This window comes from Chloroflexota bacterium (assembly GCA_040902225.1).
GTDB lineage: Bacteria > Chloroflexota > Limnocylindria > QHBO01 > QHBO01 > CF-167.
Genome location: JBBDXT010000004.1, coordinates 567,784 through 587,736, shown reverse-complemented (window position 1 = coordinate 587,736; position 19,953 = coordinate 567,784). Strand labels below are relative to the sequence as shown.

Genomic DNA, 19,953 nt, shown 5'->3' with positions numbered 1-19,953 from the left:
ACCGGGCCATGACCATCGTCCTCTTGAGGGCGCCTGGCCCAGGTCGGATCGTTTCAAGCATGACCGCGGACACCGTGATGCTCGCCAGGCTGCTCTCCATGGCCGCTCTCATCGCTGCGACGACCGAGTATGCGGAGGTGATCAGGCGCCGCGTCGTGCGTCGCGCCAAGGCTCGCGAACGTTCCGTCCTTGAGCAGCACGGCCTTCACGGCCTCGTGCGCGTGTTCCTCGCCGACGCACCAAGCTGAGAGCCAGGGTTGATGGTCGGGGCGACTGGATTCGAACCAGCGACCTCTTGAACCCCATTCAAGTGCGCTACCGGACTGCGCTACGCCCCGACGACCACGCCGCCCCAGTATAGGATGCGTCCGTTGGGATCGAGCCACGGGCCGGGACGAGGCGCCGGGGTGCCGCCTGGCGGAGACACCGTCATGTCAGGGCGGACTAGCAGTGACGTGATTCGGGTGGAAACCGGTCAGGCTGAGTCCACTGGCTGCATATTTCGCCCACCTCGACCGTCCAGACGGCCATCCCAAGTCCGCCCGACCATAACCTCGGACGGGCCGAGCGCAGCTGGGTGCCAGAGCCGCTCTCGTGCGAAAAGAGCGTGCGCCGGGCGTCGCAGGGGCGCCATCATGCAGCGTCGCGTCGCATCGCTGGCGCGACCTCCGGAGGGCGGGTGACGATGGACCTTGTCGTTCGCAACGCGCGCCTTCCGCGTCGACGTCGAAGGTGAAGCAGGCGGCCGCTCGTTTGCCCTGTGGCCACGCAAAGCCCGGTGGCATCGGTCTGCGCCTCGAGCCTGGGGTCCTCCGGCACGGCCTCAGGCGCCAGCGCGTCGGAGCGCGACCAGGGAGAGCATCTCGTAGGCGAGGTTGGCCGCCAACGTCGCGGTCTGTGCGGCAGGATCGTAGGCCGGAATCACCTCCACCACGTCGAAGCCGACGAAGTCGATCCCGGTCAGCCCGCGCAGGACGGCCAGCATGTCATGCGCCGATGGTCCGCCCGCCTCGGGCGTGCCGGTGCCGGGGGCGAACCCCGGGTCCACCACGTCAATGTCGAAGGTGATGAAGGCCCGCCGATCGCCGACACGCTCCCGGATGCGGGAGGCGACCACCATCGGACCCAGCGCGAAGACGTCCTCGGTCGTCAGGTATTCCAGCCCCAGCTCGGTGCGCAGGCCGGTCCAGTCCTCGGCGCCGTAGAGCGACCCGCGCAGGCCGACCTCGATCGAATGGGCGGCGTCGACCAGTCCCTCCTCGATCGCCCGTCGCATCCAGGTGCCGTGGTTGTACTTCTCGCCGAAGTAGCCGTCCCAGGCGTCGGTGTGCGCATCGAAATCGATGACGGCCACGGGACCCAGGGATCGCGTGGCGCGCAGATGCGGCAGGGTGCAGGCGTGATCGCCGCCGATCAGGAGCGGGACGACTCCCGCCTTGACGATCGGCGCAACCGCCTCCTCGATCAGCTGATAGCTGCGCTGCGTGTAGCCGGGTACGATCGCCACGTCGCCGTAGTCCACGCACGAGAGAACCTCGAACGGCTTCACGTCCAGGTTCGCGTTATATGGCCGAAGCATCACGCTCGCCGCGCGGACGGCATTCGGGCCGAAGCGACCGCCGACCCGATACGTCACGCCGGTGTCGAACGGGACGCCGACAATAGCCACGTCGACGTCCTCGACTGTCCTGACGTGCGGCAGCCGCGCAAAGGTAGAGGGACCGGTGAAGCGCGGACTCTGCAGTGAGTCCTCGGGGACATAGCGCGGCGCCACGGACGGAGTCTACCCCGCGACCTATGCCCGGAGGCCGCTCAGCTCATCCTTCTGAACCCGCGACATCAGCTCCGTGACGGCGTCCATCGGCGGACGCCCCTCGTGAACGACCGCGGCGACCTGCTCCGCGATCGGCATCTCGACGCCCCACTCGACCGCCAGCTGGAGCGCGCCGCGAACCGTGTCGACCCCTTCCGCCACGCCGTTCAGATGTCCCGCGGCATCGGCCCATGACATACCGGACGCCATCAGCTCGCCCGCGCGCCGATTCCGCGACAGCGGGCTCATGCAGGTCGCGATCAGGTCGCCCACCCCGGCCAGGCCCGCGAAGGTGAGCTGCTGCCCGCCGGCCGCGACCCCCAGCCGCGTCATCTCGGCCAGCCCGCGGGTGATGATGCCCGCCTTGGCACTGTCGCCGAAGCCGAGCCCATCGACAAATCCCGCGGCGAGGGCGACGACGTTCTTCAGGGCTCCGCAGAGCTCGACGCCAACGATGTCCGGATTGGTGTAGAGGCGGAAGCGGTCACTCCCCAGGAGCCTGGCGAACTCCGCCGCCAGCTCGGCATTGGGCGAGGCAACCACGCTCACCGCCGGGAGGCCGGCCGCGATCTCCTGCGCCAGGTTCGGTCCGGAGAGCGCCGCCACCCGACGGCCGGGCAGCTCCTCCTCGACGACCTCGCTCATGCGCAGGTGCGTCCCCTGCTCGATCCCCTTGACCACGCTCAGCAGGGACGCCTCGGCGAAGAGTGCGGGGCGCAGGCGCTGCAACGTTTCACGCAGGTGCGCGGAGGGGACGGCCAGCACGAACGAGCGATGCGGCTCGGCCAGGTACGCATCGTCGGTCGCCACCCGCAGGTTCGGCGGAAAGACGACCCCCGGCAGGTAGCGGCGGTTCTCGCGGAGGGAGGCGAGCTCCTCACCCGCTTCGGCGGTGTGCGCCCAGAGCGTGACTGGTCGCTCGGCGGCGGCGAGCTTGATGGCGAGCGTGGTGCCCCAGGCGCCGGCGCCAACCACCCCCACCTGGTCGGTCATTCGACCTCGATGCTCTCGCGCGCCGCCGGCTTCTCCTCTTCGTGCGCTGCCTCCATCTTGGCAATCCAGTGATCGAGGTAGCTCCGGGCGGCGAGTAGCTGCTCGCGGCCGGCGGCCTTCATGTGGCTGCGCGTCTCGCTCGGAAAGACGTTGCGCATCACTGCCCAGAAGGCCGTCTCCAGGCTCTCGCGACGCTCGCCGCGCGGCATGCGGCGCTCGAGGTCGGCGATGCGCGCCTCGAGGTCGGCATTCAACGCGTTATCCGTTTCTGCCACGCTTTCCACCTCCATTCGTGCTTCGCTGCGGGGCGGCGAAGCGAATCTTGAGAATATGGTCGTCGAACTTGGCGCCCAGTGTGGTCGCTTCGACAAGGATGCGCGGCAGGACCAGGTTGCGCCGCCAGGTACCGACGTCGATCACCAGTTCATCCGCGTGCCGCGACAGCGCAATCTGCTCCTTTGTCGCGAACGGCAGCTCAACCGACAGGATGAACTCGCCGTCCTGGCGCGCCACCGAATACGGGCGACCGACGTAGAACTGCATCGTCGGATCGGCGTCGCCGTAGAGCTGTTCGCCCAGCTCGGTGAGCACCGGCAACCCGATCACCTCCCGATCCAGGAACGGGGCACGCAGGATCGGGATCGGCGCGAAAGCCTCCTCGACCATAGGGCCGTATCGCTGCTGCCGCTCGTACCACCCCCGGAAGTATTTCCATCCCACTTCATCGGGCAGGACCCGATTGGCGATGACCAGGTCCGTCGGGTAGCCATAGAGGTGGAAGTAGGTGAAGGAGCGCTGCGCCTCCTTGATCACGACCTGCTCCAGCGTCAGGACGACGCGCACCGATGTCAGATCCGGGTCGATCAGGAGGTCGTGCATGTGCTCCAGTCGGCGGAAGAGCTCCTCGCCCGCATTGAAGACCTCATCCCCGGGCATCGGCATCCCGACCACCCGCTGGATGAACGGTCCGGTCAGCTTGGTGATCCGCCTCCCGATCGGCTCGATCTTCTCCATCCACCACTTTCCCGCCTCGGGAAGGGAGAGGAGGCGCAGCGTCTCACCGGTCGGCGCAGCGTCGACCACGATCACGTCGTAGTCGCCCGAGTCGTGGTGCTCGGCGATCCACAGCAGGCTGCCGACCTCGTCCATGCCTGGCAGCACGGTCATCTCCTCGGCGAGCACCTCGTCGAGGCCACGCCAGCGCAAGACGCTGGCGGCGTACTCCTGGATGCGTCCCCAGTAGCGATCGACGTTGAAGTAGACGTCCGATTCCTGGCCCCACAGGTTCGGCGAGATCTCCCTCGGCTGCGGCCCGAGCTCGACCCCGAAGACGTCGCCCAGGCTGTGCGCGATGTCGGTCGACAGGACGATGGTGCGATAGCCGCGCTTCGCACAGGCCAGGGCGGTCGCCGCGGCCACGCTCGTCTTTCCGACGCCACCCTTCCCGGTATAGAGGAGGATCCGGGGCTTCATGCTCAGCGTCGGCTGGAACGGACGACCCGGCGGGGGCGAGCGGAGCGTCGCGCGGCATCCTCGGAGACGCGCTGCCGGAAGATCAGCTTGATCGGCGTGCCGAGGAAGCCGTATTCGGCCCGGATCCGGTTCTCGAGGTAGCGTCGGTAGCTGAAGTGGATCAGTTCCGGATCGTTGACGAACACGACGAAGGTCGGCGGACCGATCGCCACCTGCGTGGCATACAGGATCTTCGGCTGCCGATTGCGGACGTGCGCCGGAGGGTGAGCACGGACCGCATCGGTCACCAGGCGGTTCAGCTCCCCGGTCGGAATGCGACGGAAGCGCTCCTCGGCCACCCGACGCGCTTCGTGCAGGATACGCTCGACCCGCTGACCGGTCTGGGCGGAGGCGAAGACGATGTCGGCCCAGGCGAGGTAGGGTGCCTCGCGGCGGAGGGTCTTCAGCCATTCATCGGCGGTGTGGCCATCCTTCTCCAGGGCGTCCCACTTGTTCAGGACCAGCACGATCCCCTTGCTCGCCTCGAGCACGTGGCCGACGACATGGGCATCCTGGGCCGTGTACCCCTCGGTGGCGTCGACCATGACGACCGCGACATCGGCCCGCTCGATCGCCTTCATGGCGCGCAGGACCGAGTACCGCTCAATGCCACGATCGACTGAGCCACGGCGCCGGATGCCGGCGGTGTCGACCAGGATCATCGGCTCGCCGTCGACCAGCACTGCAGAGTCGACCGGGTCACGGGTGGTCCCGGGCAGGTCGGAGACGATCATCCGCTCCTCGCCCAGCACGCGATTGATGAACGTTGACTTGCCGGTGTTGGGGCGGCCCACGATGGCCACCCGGGGCGGCCCCATCTCAGTCTCGGCCAGCTCGGCCAGGTCGCCCTCGGCCAGGCCCGCCTCGTCATACACCGATGCCTCCGGCGTCGCCTCGCCGGGCTCCGCCGGGGGGATGGCGTCCACCACCAGGTCGAGGAGGTCGCCGGTGCTGCGGCCGTGCTGCGCGCTGACGGCGATGGTCGGCTCGAACCCGAGGGCGTAGAACTCCGCGCCTTCGTGTTCGCGTCGAGGGTTGTCGGCCTTGTTCACGACCAGGATGGTCGGCTTGCCGGCGCGCCGGAGGCGATCGGCCACCTCGTGGTCGAGCGGGGCGATGCCGGCCGCCGCATCCACCACGAACAGGACCAGGTCGGACTCCTCGATCGCCACCCGGGCCTGGTCCTGGACCCGCTCCTCGATGTGGGTGCCTGGGTCCAGTTCCAGCCCGCCCGTGTCCACGACGGTGAAGCGGCGCCCATTCCACTCGCCGACGCCGTAGACCCGGTCGCGCGTGGTGCCCGGGATGTCCTCCACGATCGCCACCCGCTCCCCCACCAGCCGGTTGAAGAGGGTCGATTTGCCGACATTGGGGCGGCCGACGATGGCGACCACGGGAAGGGACATGTCCCCGAGTGTACGGGTAGCATGGCCGGGATGCGGATCGGGATCGTTGGAACCCGGCTGGCCGGGGTGGATGGGGTCACCTTCGAAGCCGCCAAGTGGGAGACCGTTCTCCTCGGCCTGGGACACGAGGTGCGCCTGTGCGCCGGCGAGCTGGATGCCCTCCGCTCGAACGCGCGCCTCATCCCCGCCATGCACTTCGCCTACCCGCCGGCCGCACGCGTCACGGCGGCGGCATTCGACCCCGCCAGCGACCCGGACTCCGTGCTGGGCGAGATCGAGCGGCTCGCAGGCCAGCTCCTGCCGCCCCTGCGCGATTGGCTCGCCGCCCACCGGCTCGAGGCGCTCATCATCGAGAACGCCTGGGCAATCCCGATGCACCTTCCGCTGGGGGTCGCATTGCGCCGGCTGGTTGAGCAGATCGGCATCCCGACCATCGGCCACCACCACGACTACTGGTGGGAGCGCGATCGGTTCGCGGGGTCGGTCGTACCCGAGATCCTGGAGAGCGCGTTTCCTCCGGATCTTCCCAACGTCCGCCACGTCAGCATCAACAGCCTTGCCGGGGCGCAGCTTCGAAGACGACGGGGCCTGGAGTCGCTCGTCATCCCGAACGTGTTCGACTTCAACCAGCCGCTGCCGCCCCACCGCCGGCAGGTGCGCAACCGAATGCGACGCGAGCTGGGGATGGGAGACTCCGGACTGCTCGTGGTGCAGCCCACCCGCGTCGTTCCACGCAAGGGGATCGAGCTGGCAATCGACCTCGTCGGACGACTCGGCGACCGCGACTCGGTGCTGCTGATCACCAGCCCGGCCGGCGACGAGGGACTCGAGTACCTCGTACAGCTCGAGCTCCAGGCGGCACGTGCCGGCGTCCGCCTGCAGTACGCCGCAGATCGGTTCGAGCCCGACCATGAGGGGATCCCGATCGGCCCGGCCCACACCCTGGGCGACGCGTATGTCGCGGCGGACCTGATCTCCTATCCGAGCCTGTACGAGGGGTTCGGCAACGCATTGATCGAGGCCGTCTTCCACGGCAAGCCGGTGCTCGTGAACCGATACCCGGTCTACGTGGCGGATATCGCGCCGCTCGGCATGGAGCTGATCGAGATCGACGGCGCCATCACCGATGAGACCGTCGCGACGGTGCGCGCCGTGCTCGCCAATCCGGCTCGTCAGCGCCGCATCGCCCGTCGCAACTTCGAGATCGCGCAGCGCCACCTGTCCTACAAGCTGCTGCGACGCCGCCTGCGGCGCCTGCTCGAGCCGGCCCCGCCTGCCGCTGCGGAGGAGGCCCGGCGAATCGGCTCGTAAGCGGTCCGTAAGCGGCCCGTAAGCGGCCCGTCGCATGCTCGGCCGATGCGCCCTCGGTCAACACGGCACGCCAGGGCTGGCCGTGCGCGAAGCGAGTCGCTGGCCAGGCGGTTCGGCATGGAACTGCGATTGGCGCGTACCGCCGGGGGCCTTTCGCAACGACGCCTCGCGGAGCTCGCAGGGGTCAGCCAGAGCTTGGTCAGCCGCGTGGAGCATGGGCGGCAGCGGCCAAGTTGGCCCACCGCGTGCGCCCTCGCCGCCGCGGCTGGACACGATCTGAGCCTCCGGCTATTCCCGGCCGATGGAGTCCCGCTGCGAGATCGCGGCCAGCTCGGCGCGGTCCAGGCAATCGTGGCGCAGACAGATGGATCCTGGCGCGTGCGCATGGAGCACCCGGTCGCCGGTGGAGATCGACGTGCCGCCGATCTCGTCCTGGTGGGACGCGACGAGATCCTGCACATCGAAGTGGAGGGTGGGCTGGTTGACCTCCAGGCACAACTCCGAGCCGCTCAGCTCAAGCGCGCGGCGCTTGCGCAGCAGTTCGGCAGGCAGGTGAGGCTCGTTCTGGCGGTGCCGGGGACGCGCCGCTCGCGGTCCGTCCTGGCCACCATCCGCCCGGCAATCGCACCCGTACTGCAGAGGTCATCCGCCGCGGTGTGGCGCTCGATCCGAACCGGGATGCCGCTCGACGGGGATGGCTTGCTGCTGCTCCCACCGAGGCCACGTCAGCCGCCGCACATATGACCCCAGGGTAATGAAGGAGACGAGGTAACGCGCCAAACACGTCAAACCATGAGCCTGCCGTCATCAAAGCAACGCGATCGACGACCGATCAGGTCGTTGTGATTACCGGGAGGTCATTGCGAAGGAACTGCCGTTATCCGGTCAGGGCGTAGATCCGGTCGCGGACCTCCTCGAGGTCCACCTCCGGAGTCGAAGTCCCGCCGGTGATCCCGATCCGCGCCTTGCCGCTTACCCAGTCGCGGTGCTCGGCCTCGAGCTCATCGGCGTCGGCGACGTGGACCGTATCGGCGCAGACCTCCGCGCACTTGACGGCCAGCTCCTTGGTGTTGCTGCTGTTCTTGCCGCCGACCACGATCATCGCGTCGACCTCGCCGGCCAGCACCACCGAATCGGCCTGGCGCGTCAGCGTCACCGGACAGACGGTGTTGACCACGCGAAGGTCGTGACACCGTCGCAGGCAGAAAGCGGCGAACTCCTCGAGCTTGAAGGGCAGGATGGTCGACTGCGACAGGACGCCGATCTTCTTCGTGTGCGGCACCCGCTCCCAGGTGGAGCGGTCCATGTCGTCGACGACGACGTGGCGCTCACCGGCGTAGGAGCGCACGCCCTTCACCTCGGGATGGTCCTCGTGGCCGATGATGCACACGGTGTAGCCCGCCTCAGCGAGCTCGCGGGCCGCCTTCTGCGATTGCAGGACCCAGGTGCAGGTGGCATCGATCACCTCCAGGTCCGGCTTGCCACGCACCTGCTCCAGCTCCGTCGCCGGGACGCCGTGAGCGCGAATGACGAGCGTCCCGCCCTCGACCTGGTCGGCCAGATCGGCGGTGCGGATTCCGCGGTCCGACAGATCGGCCTTTATGCCGGGGTTGTGCACCAGCTGTCCGAGTGTGGTGACCTCCTTGCCCTCGTCGCGGGCGTGCTTCGCCTTGTCGATCGCCAGGCGTACGCCATAGCAGAAGCCGGCGCGCTCGGCGATGCGAACCTCGGGTCGAACGGCTGTGCTCATTCCCCCGATTCTATCGGTCCGGGCCGATATCGACCCCGCTGCCACTCGGGCACGAGCGCCGCGATCTCCCGCATGATCCGCTCCGTCGCCTCGGTCATGGCCTCACGATCGAGGCGCCCGGTCGGCTGATGCGGCAGCTGGAAAGGCTTCCCGATGCAGATGTCGACGCGGGTGCGGTGCGGCCACCGGCTGCGCCCGGGAAAGATCTTGCCGCTGCCGCTGATCCCCACCGGCAGGATCGGCGCGCCACTGCGCATGGCCAGCAACGCCACGCCGACCTTCGGTTCACGCAGCACGCCGGTCCGGGACCGAGTCCCCTCCGGAAAGATCCCGATCGGCCGGCCGGCGGCCAGGTGCTCGAGCGCGATTCGCTGCGCACCCCGGTCGCCCGCTCCGCGCCGCACGAAGAAGACGCCGGACCCGCGCGCCAGCCAGCCGATCAGCGGCCAGTCGTCGATCTCCACCTTGGCCATGAAATGAATCGGGCGACCAATGTGACGCCCGATCGCGCCGCCGATGAAGGGCGGGTCGAGGTTGGAGGTGTGATTGCTGACCATGATGAACGGGCCGGAGCGCGGAACGTTCTCGATCCCCTCGACGTGGCCGCCGCCCAGCAGCCACTTCAGCCACGCGGTCATCACCGCGCCGGGGAAGTAGAACCAGGTGCTCATCGCTCGGGAGGTCGGGGCGGCAGGTGCGCCACGATGGCGTCAACGCAGGCTTCGACCTCCACCTCGCCGGTGTCGAGCACCAGCGCCCCGGGCGCCTTGCGCAGGGGCGCAACCTCGCGACCGATGTCCGCCGCGTCGCGCTCCTCGATCTCGGTCAGGTAGCGATCCAGGCGATCCGGACGCCCCATCTCGGCAGCGCGGCGCGCGGCGCGCACCGAGGCGGCGGCGGTCATGAAGACCTTCAGCGTGGCGTCGGGCAGGACCACGGTGCCGATGTCGCGGCCGACCATCACCGTGTCGTGACGTCGGGCGGCCGAGCGCTGGACGTGCAGCATCGCGTCGCGCACGGGGGCGTGACGGCTGACCGACGAGACGACCCGATCGATCCGTGGTGCGCGGGCCTCCTTCGTCACGTCCCGCCGGTCGAGCAGCACCGTCTCGCGACGATCGGTCTGCTCGTGGCGTGGCCGGCGGACCTCGATGCGCACTTCCCGGGCCAGGCGACCCAGTGCCTCGCCGTCAGCGGGATCGATGCCCCGCTCCAGGGCGGCGAGCGTCAGGGCCCGGTACATCAGCCCGGTGTCGACGAAGGTCGCACCGATGCGCCGCGCCAGCGCGTACCCGACCGTGCTCTTGCCGGAGCCGGACGGCCCGTCCACGGCCACGGTGAGCGGCTTGCGCGCAATGGCCGCCCTGACCTTCGGTCGTGCGCCTGCCATCGCCTCCACCTCGGCGGGGCGCAGCGCGCGCCACTCCCCCTCGCCCAGGCCGTCCAGGGAGAGCGACCCGAGGCGGGTTCGCACCAGCCGTTCGACACGGTATCCGCCTGCCGCGAAGAGTCGCCGGACCTCGTGCTTGCGACCCTCCCCCACCCGCAGCCGCAACCACCGACCGCGCTCGGGGGAGGATCGGATCACTTCCGGTGGAGGCAGCGCCAGCTGGACCGCCAGCACCCGCGCAAGTCCATCGTCGAGCTCGACACCGGCCAGGAGCGCCTCCATGTCCGAGCGCGTCAGAGTGGGATCGACCAGCACCGCGTATTCGCGCTCGACCCCGTAGCGCGGGTGGAGGACGCGGTTGGCCCAGTCGCCGTCATTGGTGAGCACCATCAGGCCCTCGGAATCGACGTCCAGCCTCCCGGCCGGCCAGAGGCGGGCGGCCCCCGCGGCATCGATCAGGCTCACGACCGAGCGACGGCCACGCTCATCGTGCGCCGACGAGAGGAGGCCGATAGGCTTGTGGACGGCGTAGTGAACGGTCGCCGACGCGGCCGGCAGTGGTTTGCCGTCGACTGCCACCTGGTCCGCGCCAGGGTCGGCGCTGTCGCCGAGGCGCGCCGGCCGGCCGTTGACGGTGACGCGCCCGGCCGCGATGAGGACCTCGGCTCCGCGCCGCGACGCGACGCCGCTCCGCGCCAGCAGCTTCTGGATCCGCTCAGCCGGCATCGACCGGCTCCGGCTGCTCGGCAGCCGGCAGCGTCGGTGGGTTGCCCTCCTCGATCGGTGGCAGGTCGTCGAGCGAGGTAAGGCCGAAGCGCTCGAGGAAGGCGAAGGTCGTTCCGTACAGGATCGGGCGGCCGGGAGTGTCCCGCCTGCCCATCTCGACCAGCAGGCGCCGATGGAGGAGGGATCGGAGCACGTAGTCCGAGTCGACGCCGCGCACGCGCTCAACCTCGCCGCGGGTGCACGGTTGCCGATAGGCGACCACCGCCAGCGCCTCCAGCGCCGCCGGCGTGACGCGTGCCTCTTCGCGGGCCGCATAGGTCGCGAGCCGCTCCCCGACCTCGGGGGCGGTGGCGAGCTGCCAGGCGTCGTCCATGCGCTGCAGGCGCAGCCCCCGGTGGTCCGCGGCGAGGTCCTGGGCCAATCTCGCGAGCGCTGCTTCGCCCTCCTGGCGCGGCACGCCGGCCAGCTCGGCCAGCTCGATGCTGCTCAGCGGTCGCTCGGCGATGAAGAGCAGCGCCTCCAGGAAGGCGCCGAGTTCGTCGGCCGCGGTCATGCCATCGTCTCCAGCAAGATCGGACCAAACAGCTCGCGCTGGCGAACCCGAACCTGTCGACGCCTGACCAGCTCCAGGGTTGCCAGCAGCGTGACCGTCGCCTCGGTGCGCGATCGGCATGAGGCCAGCAGCTGCTGGAGCACGACGCGGCCGCCGGCCGCCAGCGCGGTTCGCAGGACCGTGATCTGCATCGCGATCGTGATCTCACGGGCCACGATCTCGGGCGGCGCGGGCTCCGGCTCGGGGATCGCCGCCAGGGCCCGCATCGCCTCGACCAGCAGCGCGACCGGCAGTGGCGTCAGGCTGGCCACCGGCAGATCCGATTCCCGCGGCTCGCGACGCTGCATCGGCTTAACCAGGTCTCGCTCGCCCAGGGCGCGAGCCACGTCCCGCAGGGCCCGGTACTCGACCAGGCGTCGGCGCAGCTCCTCCTCATCGGGCTCGTCGGTCGCATCCGCGCTGATCGGCAGTACCTCGCCCGGGAGCATGCTGCGAGACTTGAGCAGGATCAGCTGGGCAGCCACGGCCACGAATTCGGCGAGCTGCGCGGGGTCGACCGGATGCTCGGCCAGGTGGGCGACGTAGGCGTCCGCCAGCTCGGCCAGCGGCACGGTCAGCACGTCGAGCTGGCGCGACTCGATCAGGTGCAGGAGGACCGCGAGCGGGCCCGAGAAGGTGGGCAGCTGGACCTCGAAGCCAGGCCCCGTCGCGCCCGCGCTGTCGACCGCAATCGCGTCGACCGATGCCTGCACGATCTCGATCGGCTCGAACTGTGACATGGCGTCAGCGGCCCTCGTCCGCGTGGCGCAGGGCGGCGGCCAGCGGCGCATCAGCCGGGTCGGTCGAACCGCGGATCAGGGCCGCGGCGCGCGGGCTGCAGCCTGCCGCCAGGGCCGCGTCGGCGGAGAGCGCTGCGTGCTGCAGGTACAGGTGGAACGGGTAGCGCCACGATCGTTGATCCGGCGAGGCGAGGCGCCGCAGCGCTCGCGGAGCGACCGCCTCGAGCAGGACGCCTGCGACGCGGTGCCACAGGCGCATGCGGTGGCCCTTGGCCGCATCGTGCAGCAGCGCGGCGGCGAGCAGGTCCGGTTCCCGCTGCCCGGAGGCGACCAGCCGTGCGGCGACGTCGAGGGCGTGGCGCCGGTCGGCGGTGGGCATCCCCGCGAAGAGCGGCCACGCCGTATCGGGCAGGAGGGGGCGTGCACGCTCGATCTCGCCCGGATCGACGCGAGCCGTCAGATGGCCGATGAACTCCGCAACCCTATGTCCCAAGCATCAGCCCCGCGATCGTCGACGCCATGCCGAAGAGCCATCCGAGGGGGCCGTTGCCCGGGCCGTAGGAGAGCACCAGCAACAGGAGCAGCGCGACGTACCCGTACTGCGCGTAGCGCTGCACGACGAATGACTGGCTCGGCGGCAGCAGCGGCAGCACCACGTTGTACCCATCCAGTGGTGGGATCGGGATGAAGTTGAACAGGCCGAGCGCGATATTGAAGTACACCGTCAGCGCCACCACGTCGCGGAGGAAGGGAGCATCCAGCAGTCCCGCCAGCTGCAACGCGCGAAAGAGGACGGCCACCGCGGCAGCTACCGCGAAGTTCGCGATCGGGCCGGCCAGCGCGACGTAGGTCAGGCCGGTCCTCCCGGGCCGCAGGGCGTAGGCGTTCACCGGGACGGGCTTGCCCCAGCCGAAGCCGGCGAGCAGGAAGAAGAGCGAGCCCAGCGGATCGAGGTGCCGCAGCGGGTTCAGGCTGACCCGTCCGAGGGCCCGCGGCCGGTGGTCGCCAAGCTGGTCCGCGACCAGCGCGTGGCTGAACTCATGGAACGTGATGCCCAACACCAGCGCAATGGCAATCCCCACCAGCTCCGCCAGCGTGAGCGATCCGAAGAGCACCTACCCGAGCTCCGGCAGGAGCTCACCCAGGACCGCCGTGAGACGCGCAGCACCGATCGGGCCCATGGCCAGGACCTCCTCGTGGGTCACCTCGCCCTCCATCTCCGGCGTCGCCTTGTTGGTCACGAGGCTGAAGCCAAGCACCCGCACCCCCTGGTGCCGCGCCACAAGGACCTCCGGAACGGTCGACATGCCGACCGCATCGGCGCCAAGGGTACGCAGCATGCGCAGCTCCGCGCGCGTCTCGTAGCTTGGCCCCGCCAGCATCAGATACACGCCTTCCTGCAGGGTGACCCCGGCTCGCTCGGCCGCGGTTCGCGCCAGGGCGCGCAGGTTCGCGTCGAGCGCATCGGTCATGGAAACGAAGCGCGGACCGAAGCGGTCCAGGTTGGGCCCCGCCAGCGGATTGTCGCCGGACAGGTTGACGACGTCCGCGATCAGCATCACGTCACCCGGATCGAATGCCGGATTGATCCCACCCGATGCGTTGGTCACCACCAGCGTCCCGATGCCCAGGCTGAGGCACGCGCGCAGCAGGATGGTCGACTGCCGATGCGACCAGCCCTCGTACCCATGCGCGCGCCCGGACAGGAGCAGGAGCGGGATCCCCGATGCGAGGCCGGCGACCAGCTCCCCGGCATGCCCGGCCACGGTGGCCACCGGGATGTGCGGAATCTCCCGGTACGGGATGACGACCCGCGGTTCGGGATCGAGGAGCTCAACCACGCCCCCCAGCCCGGAGCCGAGGACGATCGCCAGGCGCGGGGACGCAAGCTGTGGGACGACGCCGATGCGGTCCCGGATGACCGCCGCCGCCTCATCGATGCGCCGCTCCAGCTCCGCTCCGTAGACCCCGTCGGAGAACGAGCGGCGGGGTTCCTCCACCTACATCCGCTCCAGCAGGTCGCGTTTCTTGGCCTCGTATTCCTGGGGCGTGATGAGGCCACGATCGCGCAGCGCGGCGAGGCTCTCGAGGGTGGCGGTGAGCTGCTCCGCGGCAGAAGGCGGCTCGGCATTCGGAGCGGCGGGCGCGACGGGCGGCGCCGGAGCCGCCGGCGCCGCGGCGGATGCCTCCATCGGGACCTGGGCCACGCGATCGGATCCGGCGCGCGGCGCCATCGGCTCAGCGCGCTGCATGGCCGGCGAGGTGCTGGGCGCCTGCATGCGCGGAGGGGGCGCCAGGTCCGGGTGCTCGACCTTCTCCTTCTGGTTGAGCATCGCGATCTTGAAACGAACCGGGTCGGCAAGCATGTAGTAGTCCTGGATCCCCATCGATTCGTCGGCGGCGGTCAGGATGTCGAGCGTCCCAAAGTCGAAGATGCGTCCGATCCAGCTCTGGGTCAGGTGCGCGTCGTTGATCTTCTCGAGGCTCGAGTCGGACATCGCCTTGTTGAAGATGCCCTCGGCCTTGATCAAGCGCTTGGTGGTGACCAGGTACTCCTGGTTGCGCCAGGACCACACCTTGAGCCCGACGCGTGCCAGCGACACGATGAGTGCCACCAGCGACACGATCTGGAGGATCTGGAGCAGCTGGGTCGAGTCGCTGCTCGAGCTCCAGATCAGCACGGCAAAAGCCAGGACCGCCGCAATCACGAAGGGCCAGGTCTCGCCGAGCACCGCGAACCAGTGCTGGCGGCTCTCGAAGACGACCTCCTCGCCCCGGCTGAGAAGGTTCCGCGCGTAACTCATCGGAGTGCTCCGCTTCTGGTCAGGCTCGTGGATGCGCCCGCGCGTAGACCTCGCGGAGGCGCTCTCCGGTCAGGTGCGTGTAGAGCTGGGTGGTGCTGATGCTAGCATGGCCAAGGAGCGTCTGAACCACCCGCAGGTCGGCTCCTCCCTCGAGCAGGTGCGTGGCGAAGCTGTGCCGAAAGGTGTGCGGCGTCACCCGCGCCTCGACCCCCGCCGCAGCCGCCCAGCGCTTCACCAGGCGCCAGACCGATTCGCGCGCCAGCCGTGCGCCCCGCTGGCTGACGAAGACGGCTGGGCTGGGTCGTCGCCCCGCCCAGGTCGCGCGTGGGCCGGCCAGGTAGCGATGGATGCGCTCACGCGCCTCCTCCCCCATCGGCACCCTCCGCTCTCGGTTGCCCTTCCCGATGACGCGCACCTGCAGCCCGGGAAGGTCCAGCCGGTCGGTGTCCAGGCCGGTCAGCTCGCTGACCCGCAGCCCGCACGCGTACAGCAGCTCGAGAATCGCCCGATCGCGGATCCCGACCGGGTCATCGGCGGGTGGCGCATCCAGGATGCTGGCGACCGATTCCGCACTCAGTACATCGGGAAGGTAGCTTCCCGCCCTGGGAGCATCGAGCAGGGCGGCGACGTCCCGATCGGCCAGCTCCTCGCGCAGCGCGAAGCCATAGAAGCTGCGGATGGCCGCCACCTTGCGCGCCTGGGTGCTCGGCCGCCGCCCATCGCGCCGGAGCGCATTCACGAAGTCGCGCACCGGTTCCGGGTCGTGGCGCCAGGACCTTCCCGCGACCGCCGCGAACTGGGCGAGGTCGCGCCGATAGGCGGCCACCGTCAACGGCGACAGGCCGCGCTCCACCTGCAGCTCGTCCAGGAACGCGCGGATGGCGGCGTCCAGTGCCGGATCGACGGCCGCATCGGCCATGCGTCGCGTCAGTACGGCAGCAGGGAGGCCTTGGTGCGCAGCAGGTCGTAGAACGGCGTGCCGCCGCTCAGCTCGACCATGCGCAGCGGCACCGGCAGCGCGCGCACCTCCACCGTCTCGCCGACCGCCATCGGCAGATCCCATTGCCCGTCGATGCTGATCGTCGCGCCCGAGACCGCCTGGCGCAGCGACAGTCGTACGACCTGTTCCTCGCCCGCGACCACGCTGCGCAGCGGCGACAGGTAGCCGGCGACCGAGGTAATGATCATGTTCCGCAGCCGGGGATCGAGCACCGAGCCGCCGGCACTGAAGGAATATGCGGTCGAGCCCGTCGGCGTGGCAACCACCACGCCGTCGGAGACCCAGGTCGCCAGGTGGCTGCCGCTGACCTCGACCTCGACCTGGATCATTCGCACCCGGGTCCCGCGCGCCACCACCACCTCGTTCAGGCAGGCATGCCGCAGCTGTTCACCGTCCGCTCGAAGCAGCGTGGCCTCGATTCGGAATCGATCCTCGAGCGCGAAGTCGCCGCTCGCCACCTTGGAGAGCGCCTCCTCCAGGTCGTCGGTCTCGACCTTGGCCAGGAACCCGACGCGCCCCAGGTTGACGCCCAGGGTCGGTGCCGCCGAGTCGCCGATGCCGCGCGCCGCGCGCAGGAACGTCCCGTCCCCGCCGAGCACGCAGATCAGCTCGCTCCCCACGCATTCCGCAGCGATCCGATCGACATCGTCGGCTTCCGCGTCCCACGCTTCGACCCCGTTGGCGGCGCACCACGCCCGTGCACGCTCGAGCGCGGCGCGGGCCTGTGGGTTGGTCGGGTTGAACGCGAAACCGAAACGGCTCACTCGCTCGTCCGCAGCCTCGTGACGATCTCGTCGATCCCCTTCCGCAGTGAGGCCAGCTCCGCCGCCAGCTCGTCCGGGGTCACGGCGGCGTATGACCGATCCAATCCCGCCGCGATCAGCGCGCGCATCAGGCTCGACGGGGAGACGCCGCGCCCCCGGGCCACCTCTTCGACCCGCTCCAGCAGCGCGTCGGGCATCCGCAGCGAGACGATCTGGCGCATCGTGTCCGGCGCCGGCTCATGGATCGGCTCGGGCAGAGCCGCCAGCTCCTCGAAGACGCTCAGCTGTTCGGCAGCCGCGGCCGGCTTGCGCTTCATGGCGGCCATCGTACCGCGCCCGTCATACGGGCGAGGGCGCCACCGTGTCCACCTGCGAGAACCATCCCGGCCGAGGCTCATGTCCGGAGGAGAGCAGGACCAGGAACTCCCGATTGCCGTCGGCGCCGACGATCGGCGAGCCGATCACCGCGGCCGGTGAGAAGCCCGCGCCCGACGCGTCCTCGCAGAATTGCAGCAGCACCGCACGGTGGGTGGCCGGGTCGCGCACCACGCCGCCACGCGGGACGGCGTCTCGCCCGGCCTCGAACTGTGGCTTGACCAGGGCGATCACCTGGCCCTCGTCCCGCAGCAGCTCGCGCACCGCCGCGAGGACGAGGCGGAGCGAGATGAAGGAGAGATCGAGCGTGGCGAGGTCGATCGGCTCCGGAAGCCGGCGCAGCGTCCGCAGGTTGGTGCGCTCCATGCTGACCACCCGGGGATCGCGGGCCAGGCGGTCCAGCAGCTGGCCGCGACCGACATCCACCGCGTACACGATCCGGGCGCCGCGGTCGAGGAGCACGTCGGTGAACCCACCCGTGGAGGAGCCGGCGTCGAGGCACGCCCTGCCCGCGGGATCGATCGCGAACGCGTCCAGCGCTGCGTCCAACTTCTCGCCGGCGCGAGATGCCCAGCGACGGCGTGCGATCACCGATACCTGCGCCTCGGGATCGACGAGCTGGCCGGGCTTCAGGGTGCGGCTGCCGGCGCCCGCCAGCTCCACCTCGCCTGCCAGCAGCAGAGCCTGGGCCGCGGCGCGACTCCGCGCCAGGGCACGGTCGACGAGCAGCTGATCGAGGCGGACCCGGGTCACGCCGGTCAGGCGGCGCTTGCGCTCGACGGATCGCCAGCGGTCGACTCGAGGGAAGCCTCAGCGGGAGCCTCGAGGCCGAGCGCCTCGCGGATCTGGGCCAGCATCCCCGGCACGTCGATCCGCTGCTGGCGTCGCAGGTCTTCGACGGCACCGTGGTGCACGAACCCCTCGGCCAGGGCGATCTTGAGGAGCGGCACGCGGACGCCTGCCCGGTTGAGGGCGTCGAGAACGCCGTCGCCGAACCCACCCATGGCGGCGCTCTCCTCGGCAGTCACCACCAGGCGCCGGCCCACCGCCTGGGCGGCGATCAGCTCCTCGTCGAGCGGCTTTGCCCAGCGCGCGTTGATGACGGTCGATGCCAGGCCGTGGTCGCGCTCGAGCGTCTCGGCCACCCGCGACAGCCGCTGCACGATCGGTCCGAAGCCGACCAGCAGCAGGTCGCCACCGGCGCGCAGCACCTCGCCACGCCCGATCTCGAGCGCCGATCCGTCGCGGTCCGGCAGGTCCTCGCCGGGGTCGCGCGGGTAGTGCAGGCTGATCGGTCCGGCGTGGGCGAACGCGGTCACCACCATGTCACGCAGCTCCTGCTCGTCCTTGGGCGAGCCGATGACGAGCTTCGGCAGAGCGCGCTGTGGGGAGAGGGCGAACATGCCCTGGTGGCTGGTGCCGTCCTCCCCGACCAGCCCGGCGCGGTCGATCGCCAGCAGCACCGGCAGGTCGTTCTGGCAGATGTCGTGCACGAGCTGGTCGTACGCGCGCTGGCTGAAGGTCGAATACAGGGCGACCACCGGTCGTTTCCCGCCGAGCGCCAGGCCGGCGGCCATGGTGACGGCGTGCTGCTCGGCGATCCCGACGTCGAAGAGGCGCGACGGGAAGCGCGCGCCGAAGCGCGACAGCCCGGTCCCGGTCGGCATCCCCGCGGTGATGGCGCAGATCCGATCATCATCGGTCGCCAGCCGCACCAGCTCCTCGGCGAAGGCTGCGGTGTACGTCTTCGGGCGACGCCCGGGCTCGCCCTCGGGCGGCAGCGGCTCCTCGGTGGGGTCGATCAGGCACAGGTCGATCGGCGGCAGGCTGGCGCCGTGGAAGCTGATGCTGTCGATCTCGGCCGGCCCATAGCCCTTCCCCTTCACCGTCTTGACGTGGACCAGCACCGGTCCGGGCAGGGCAAAGGCCCGCTCGAAGCTGTGCTCCAGCTCGGCCAGGTTGTGGCCGTCGAGGACCCCGATGTAGGTGATCCCCATGTCCTCGAAGAAGCCGACCTTGGCCCACGAGCGCTTGAATCCCTCCTTGGTGAAGGCCAGCGCATTGAATAAGGGGCGGCCGATGAGCGGGATGCGTGGTAGCACCCGCTGGGTCAGCGACTTCGTCTCCTGGTAGGCGCGGCTCAGGCGCAGCTTGTTGAGTCGCGTCGAGAGCCCGCCCACCGACGGGCTGATGCTCATCTCGTTGTCGTTCAGCACGATCAGCAGGCGATGCCGGTCGTCGCCGAGATGGTTGAGCGCCTCGAGCGTCAGGCCGCTCTGGATGGCGGCATCCCCGACGCAGACCGCGATCCGCTGCCGTCGCGCCGGATCGTCGCCGGGGCGCAGGTCGCGCGCCGCGGCCAGCCCGACCGCGATGCTGACCCCCGTCCCGGCGTGGCCCCCGTCGAAGACGTCGTGGTCGCTCTCGCTGCGGCGTGGAAAGCCGCCCACGCCGTCCAGCTGGCGCAGGGTATGGAACCGATCGCGGCGTCCGGTCAGCAACTTGTGGGCATAGGCCTGGTGTCCGGTGTCCCATACGATCCGATCACCGGGAGAGCTCATCACCCGATGGAGGGCGAGGGTGACCTCGACCGCCCCCAGCGAGCTGGCCAGGTGGCCACCGGTGTGCTGCACCGTCCGAATCATCTTCTCGCGGAGCTCGCCGGCAAGCGCCTCCAGCTGCGCGGGGCTCAGCCCGCGCAGCTGTGCGGGGTCGTTCAGTGTGTCGAGGATCGGCAAGGAGCTCTCCGCTACGCGTTGGCGCGCGAAAGTATATGC

22 protein-coding genes and 1 tRNA gene are annotated in these 19,953 nt (G+C 69.9%); 3 read left to right on the top strand and 20 right to left on the bottom strand.

The genetic code is table 11. The features are described from left to right. Window positions 1–59: 59 nt before the first annotated feature. The gene (locus WEB29_05200; protein ID MEX2136346.1) at window positions 60–248 is read left to right on the top strand and encodes a hypothetical protein; all 189 of its coding nucleotides are present in this window, start codon (window positions 60–62) and stop codon (window positions 246–248) included. A 13-nt stretch (window positions 249–261) separates the two neighbouring features. On the opposite strand, the gene WEB29_05195 is transcribed toward WEB29_05200, so the two are convergent. From WEB29_05195 to der, 6 genes are all read right to left on the bottom strand, one after another. Continuing rightward, window positions 262–338: transfer RNA gene (locus tag WEB29_05195), tRNA-Pro, on the bottom strand. A 485-nt stretch (window positions 339–823) separates the two neighbouring features. Then, window positions 824–1,774 carry an agmatinase gene (speB, locus tag WEB29_05190; protein MEX2136345.1) on the bottom strand — a complete coding sequence of 317 codons (951 nt, stop codon included), beginning with the start codon at window positions 1,772–1,774 and terminating at the stop codon, window positions 824–826. Window positions 1,775–1,795: 21 nt separating this feature from the next. Beyond that, window positions 1,796–2,806 (bottom strand): NAD(P)H-dependent glycerol-3-phosphate dehydrogenase, encoded by a 1,011-nt coding sequence (locus WEB29_05185; protein MEX2136344.1) that lies wholly within the window; start codon window positions 2,804–2,806, stop codon window positions 1,796–1,798. Continuing rightward, window positions 2,803–3,081: a hypothetical protein gene (locus WEB29_05180; protein MEX2136343.1), complete on the bottom strand. Its 279-nt coding sequence runs from the start codon at window positions 3,079–3,081 to the stop codon at window positions 2,803–2,805. Before WEB29_05180 ends, WEB29_05185 begins: the two co-directional genes overlap by 4 nt. After that, window positions 3,065–4,279: a TRC40/GET3/ArsA family transport-energizing ATPase gene (locus tag WEB29_05175; GenBank protein ID MEX2136342.1), complete on the bottom strand. Its 1,215-nt coding sequence runs from the start codon at window positions 4,277–4,279 to the stop codon at window positions 3,065–3,067. Before WEB29_05175 ends, WEB29_05180 begins: the two co-directional genes overlap by 17 nt. A 2-nt stretch (window positions 4,280–4,281) precedes the next feature. Further along, entirely contained in the window at window positions 4,282–5,724 is a 1,443-nt protein-coding gene (der, locus tag WEB29_05170; GenBank protein ID MEX2136341.1) for a ribosome biogenesis GTPase Der, read from the bottom strand. Window positions 5,725–5,754: 30 nt separating this feature from the next. Between der and WEB29_05165 the strand changes: the two genes are divergently transcribed. Together WEB29_05165 and WEB29_05160 are read left to right on the top strand one after the other, a co-directional pair. After that, the gene (locus WEB29_05165) at window positions 5,755–7,035 is read left to right on the top strand and encodes a glycosyltransferase family 4 protein (GenBank protein MEX2136340.1); all 1,281 of its coding nucleotides are present in this window, start codon (window positions 5,755–5,757) and stop codon (window positions 7,033–7,035) included. A 117-nt stretch (window positions 7,036–7,152) separates the two neighbouring features. After that, on the top strand, window positions 7,153–7,779 hold the full coding sequence (locus tag WEB29_05160) for a helix-turn-helix transcriptional regulator (protein ID MEX2136339.1): 627 nt from the start codon (window positions 7,153–7,155) through the stop codon (window positions 7,777–7,779). Window positions 7,780–7,912: 133 nt separating this feature from the next. Here WEB29_05160 and ispH read toward each other — a convergent pair whose 3' ends face one another. From ispH to dxs, 14 genes are read right to left on the bottom strand one after another with little or no spacing between them, the layout of a single operon-like run. After that, window positions 7,913–8,785, bottom strand: coding sequence for a 4-hydroxy-3-methylbut-2-enyl diphosphate reductase (gene ispH / locus WEB29_05155; GenBank protein MEX2136338.1), 873 nt, complete (start codon window positions 8,783–8,785; stop codon window positions 7,913–7,915). Beyond that, window positions 8,782–9,456: a lysophospholipid acyltransferase family protein gene (locus tag WEB29_05150; protein ID MEX2136337.1), complete on the bottom strand. Its 675-nt coding sequence runs from the start codon at window positions 9,454–9,456 to the stop codon at window positions 8,782–8,784. The genes ispH and WEB29_05150 overlap by 4 nt, the downstream gene beginning before the upstream one ends. Then, complete coding sequence (gene cmk / locus WEB29_05145; protein MEX2136336.1) at window positions 9,453–10,901, bottom strand: (d)CMP kinase; 1,449 nt, start codon at window positions 10,899–10,901, stop codon at window positions 9,453–9,455. The genes WEB29_05150 and cmk overlap by 4 nt, the downstream gene beginning before the upstream one ends. Continuing rightward, the gene (scpB, locus tag WEB29_05140; GenBank protein ID MEX2136335.1) at window positions 10,891–11,454 is read right to left on the bottom strand and encodes an SMC-Scp complex subunit ScpB; all 564 of its coding nucleotides are present in this window, start codon (window positions 11,452–11,454) and stop codon (window positions 10,891–10,893) included. The genes cmk and scpB overlap by 11 nt, the downstream gene beginning before the upstream one ends. Next, on the bottom strand, window positions 11,451–12,233 hold the full coding sequence (locus tag WEB29_05135; GenBank protein MEX2136334.1) for a segregation/condensation protein A: 783 nt from the start codon (window positions 12,231–12,233) through the stop codon (window positions 11,451–11,453). The genes scpB and WEB29_05135 overlap by 4 nt, the downstream gene beginning before the upstream one ends. A gap of 4 nt (window positions 12,234–12,237) precedes the next feature. After that, a complete protein-coding gene (locus WEB29_05130; protein ID MEX2136333.1) occupies window positions 12,238–12,726 on the bottom strand; it encodes a hypothetical protein in 489 nt (162 codons plus the stop codon). Further along, entirely contained in the window at window positions 12,716–13,348 is a 633-nt protein-coding gene (locus tag WEB29_05125; GenBank protein ID MEX2136332.1) for a site-2 protease family protein, read from the bottom strand. The genes WEB29_05130 and WEB29_05125 overlap by 11 nt, the downstream gene beginning before the upstream one ends. Next, on the bottom strand, window positions 13,349–14,233 hold the full coding sequence (locus WEB29_05120; GenBank protein MEX2136331.1) for a purine-nucleoside phosphorylase: 885 nt from the start codon (window positions 14,231–14,233) through the stop codon (window positions 13,349–13,351). Next, window positions 14,234–15,037 carry a PH domain-containing protein gene (locus WEB29_05115; protein MEX2136330.1) on the bottom strand — a complete coding sequence of 268 codons (804 nt, stop codon included), beginning with the start codon at window positions 15,035–15,037 and terminating at the stop codon, window positions 14,234–14,236. It lies immediately after the preceding gene. Window positions 15,038–15,056: 19 nt separating this feature from the next. Next, window positions 15,057–15,956, bottom strand: coding sequence for a site-specific tyrosine recombinase XerD (xerD, locus tag WEB29_05110; protein MEX2136329.1), 900 nt, complete (start codon window positions 15,954–15,956; stop codon window positions 15,057–15,059). Window positions 15,957–15,964: 8 nt separating this feature from the next. Beyond that, entirely contained in the window at window positions 15,965–16,801 is an 837-nt protein-coding gene (locus tag WEB29_05105) for an NAD(+)/NADH kinase (GenBank protein ID MEX2136328.1), read from the bottom strand. Next, on the bottom strand, window positions 16,798–17,118 hold the full coding sequence (locus WEB29_05100; GenBank protein MEX2136327.1) for a ribbon-helix-helix protein, CopG family: 321 nt from the start codon (window positions 17,116–17,118) through the stop codon (window positions 16,798–16,800). The genes WEB29_05105 and WEB29_05100 overlap by 4 nt, the downstream gene beginning before the upstream one ends. Before the next feature lie 22 nt (window positions 17,119–17,140). Beyond that, window positions 17,141–17,929 (bottom strand): TlyA family RNA methyltransferase, encoded by a 789-nt coding sequence (locus WEB29_05095; protein ID MEX2136326.1) that lies wholly within the window; start codon window positions 17,927–17,929, stop codon window positions 17,141–17,143. Window positions 17,930–17,934: 5 nt separating this feature from the next. After that, window positions 17,935–19,914 (bottom strand): 1-deoxy-D-xylulose-5-phosphate synthase, encoded by a 1,980-nt coding sequence (dxs, locus tag WEB29_05090; protein ID MEX2136325.1) that lies wholly within the window; start codon window positions 19,912–19,914, stop codon window positions 17,935–17,937. Window positions 19,915–19,953: the final 39 nt, after the last annotated feature.

Excerpts from the sequence above, each read along its gene's own strand:
- cmk (MEX2136336.1), bottom strand. The coding sequence starts at position 10,901 with ATGCCGGCTGAGCGGATCCAGAAGCTGCTGGCGCGGAGCGGCGTCGCG.
- WEB29_05160 (MEX2136339.1), top strand. The coding sequence starts at position 7,153 with ATGGAACTGCGATTGGCGCGTACCGCCGGGGGCCTTTCGCAACGACGC.
- WEB29_05175 (MEX2136342.1), bottom strand. The coding sequence starts at position 4,279 with ATGAAGCCCCGGATCCTCCTCTATACCGGGAAGGGTGGCGTCGGAAAG.
- WEB29_05165 (MEX2136340.1), top strand. The coding sequence starts at position 5,755 with ATGCGGATCGGGATCGTTGGAACCCGGCTGGCCGGGGTGGATGGGGTC.
- WEB29_05115 (MEX2136330.1), bottom strand. The coding sequence starts at position 15,037 with ATGAGTTACGCGCGGAACCTTCTCAGCCGGGGCGAGGAGGTCGTCTTC.
- der (MEX2136341.1), bottom strand. The coding sequence starts at position 5,724 with ATGTCCCTTCCCGTGGTCGCCATCGTCGGCCGCCCCAATGTCGGCAAA.
- WEB29_05185 (MEX2136344.1), bottom strand. The coding sequence starts at position 2,806 with ATGACCGACCAGGTGGGGGTGGTTGGCGCCGGCGCCTGGGGCACCACG.
- xerD (MEX2136329.1), bottom strand. The coding sequence starts at position 15,956 with ATGGCCGATGCGGCCGTCGATCCGGCACTGGACGCCGCCATCCGCGCG.
- WEB29_05150 (MEX2136337.1), bottom strand. The coding sequence starts at position 9,456 with ATGAGCACCTGGTTCTACTTCCCCGGCGCGGTGATGACCGCGTGGCTG.
- WEB29_05135 (MEX2136334.1), bottom strand. The coding sequence starts at position 12,233 with ATGTCACAGTTCGAGCCGATCGAGATCGTGCAGGCATCGGTCGACGCG.
- ispH (MEX2136338.1), bottom strand. The coding sequence starts at position 8,785 with ATGAGCACAGCCGTTCGACCCGAGGTTCGCATCGCCGAGCGCGCCGGC.
- WEB29_05100 (MEX2136327.1), bottom strand. The coding sequence starts at position 17,118 with ATGAAGCGCAAGCCGGCCGCGGCTGCCGAACAGCTGAGCGTCTTCGAG.
- WEB29_05200 (MEX2136346.1), top strand. The coding sequence starts at position 60 with ATGACCGCGGACACCGTGATGCTCGCCAGGCTGCTCTCCATGGCCGCT.
- scpB (MEX2136335.1), bottom strand. The coding sequence starts at position 11,454 with ATGACCGCGGCCGACGAACTCGGCGCCTTCCTGGAGGCGCTGCTCTTC.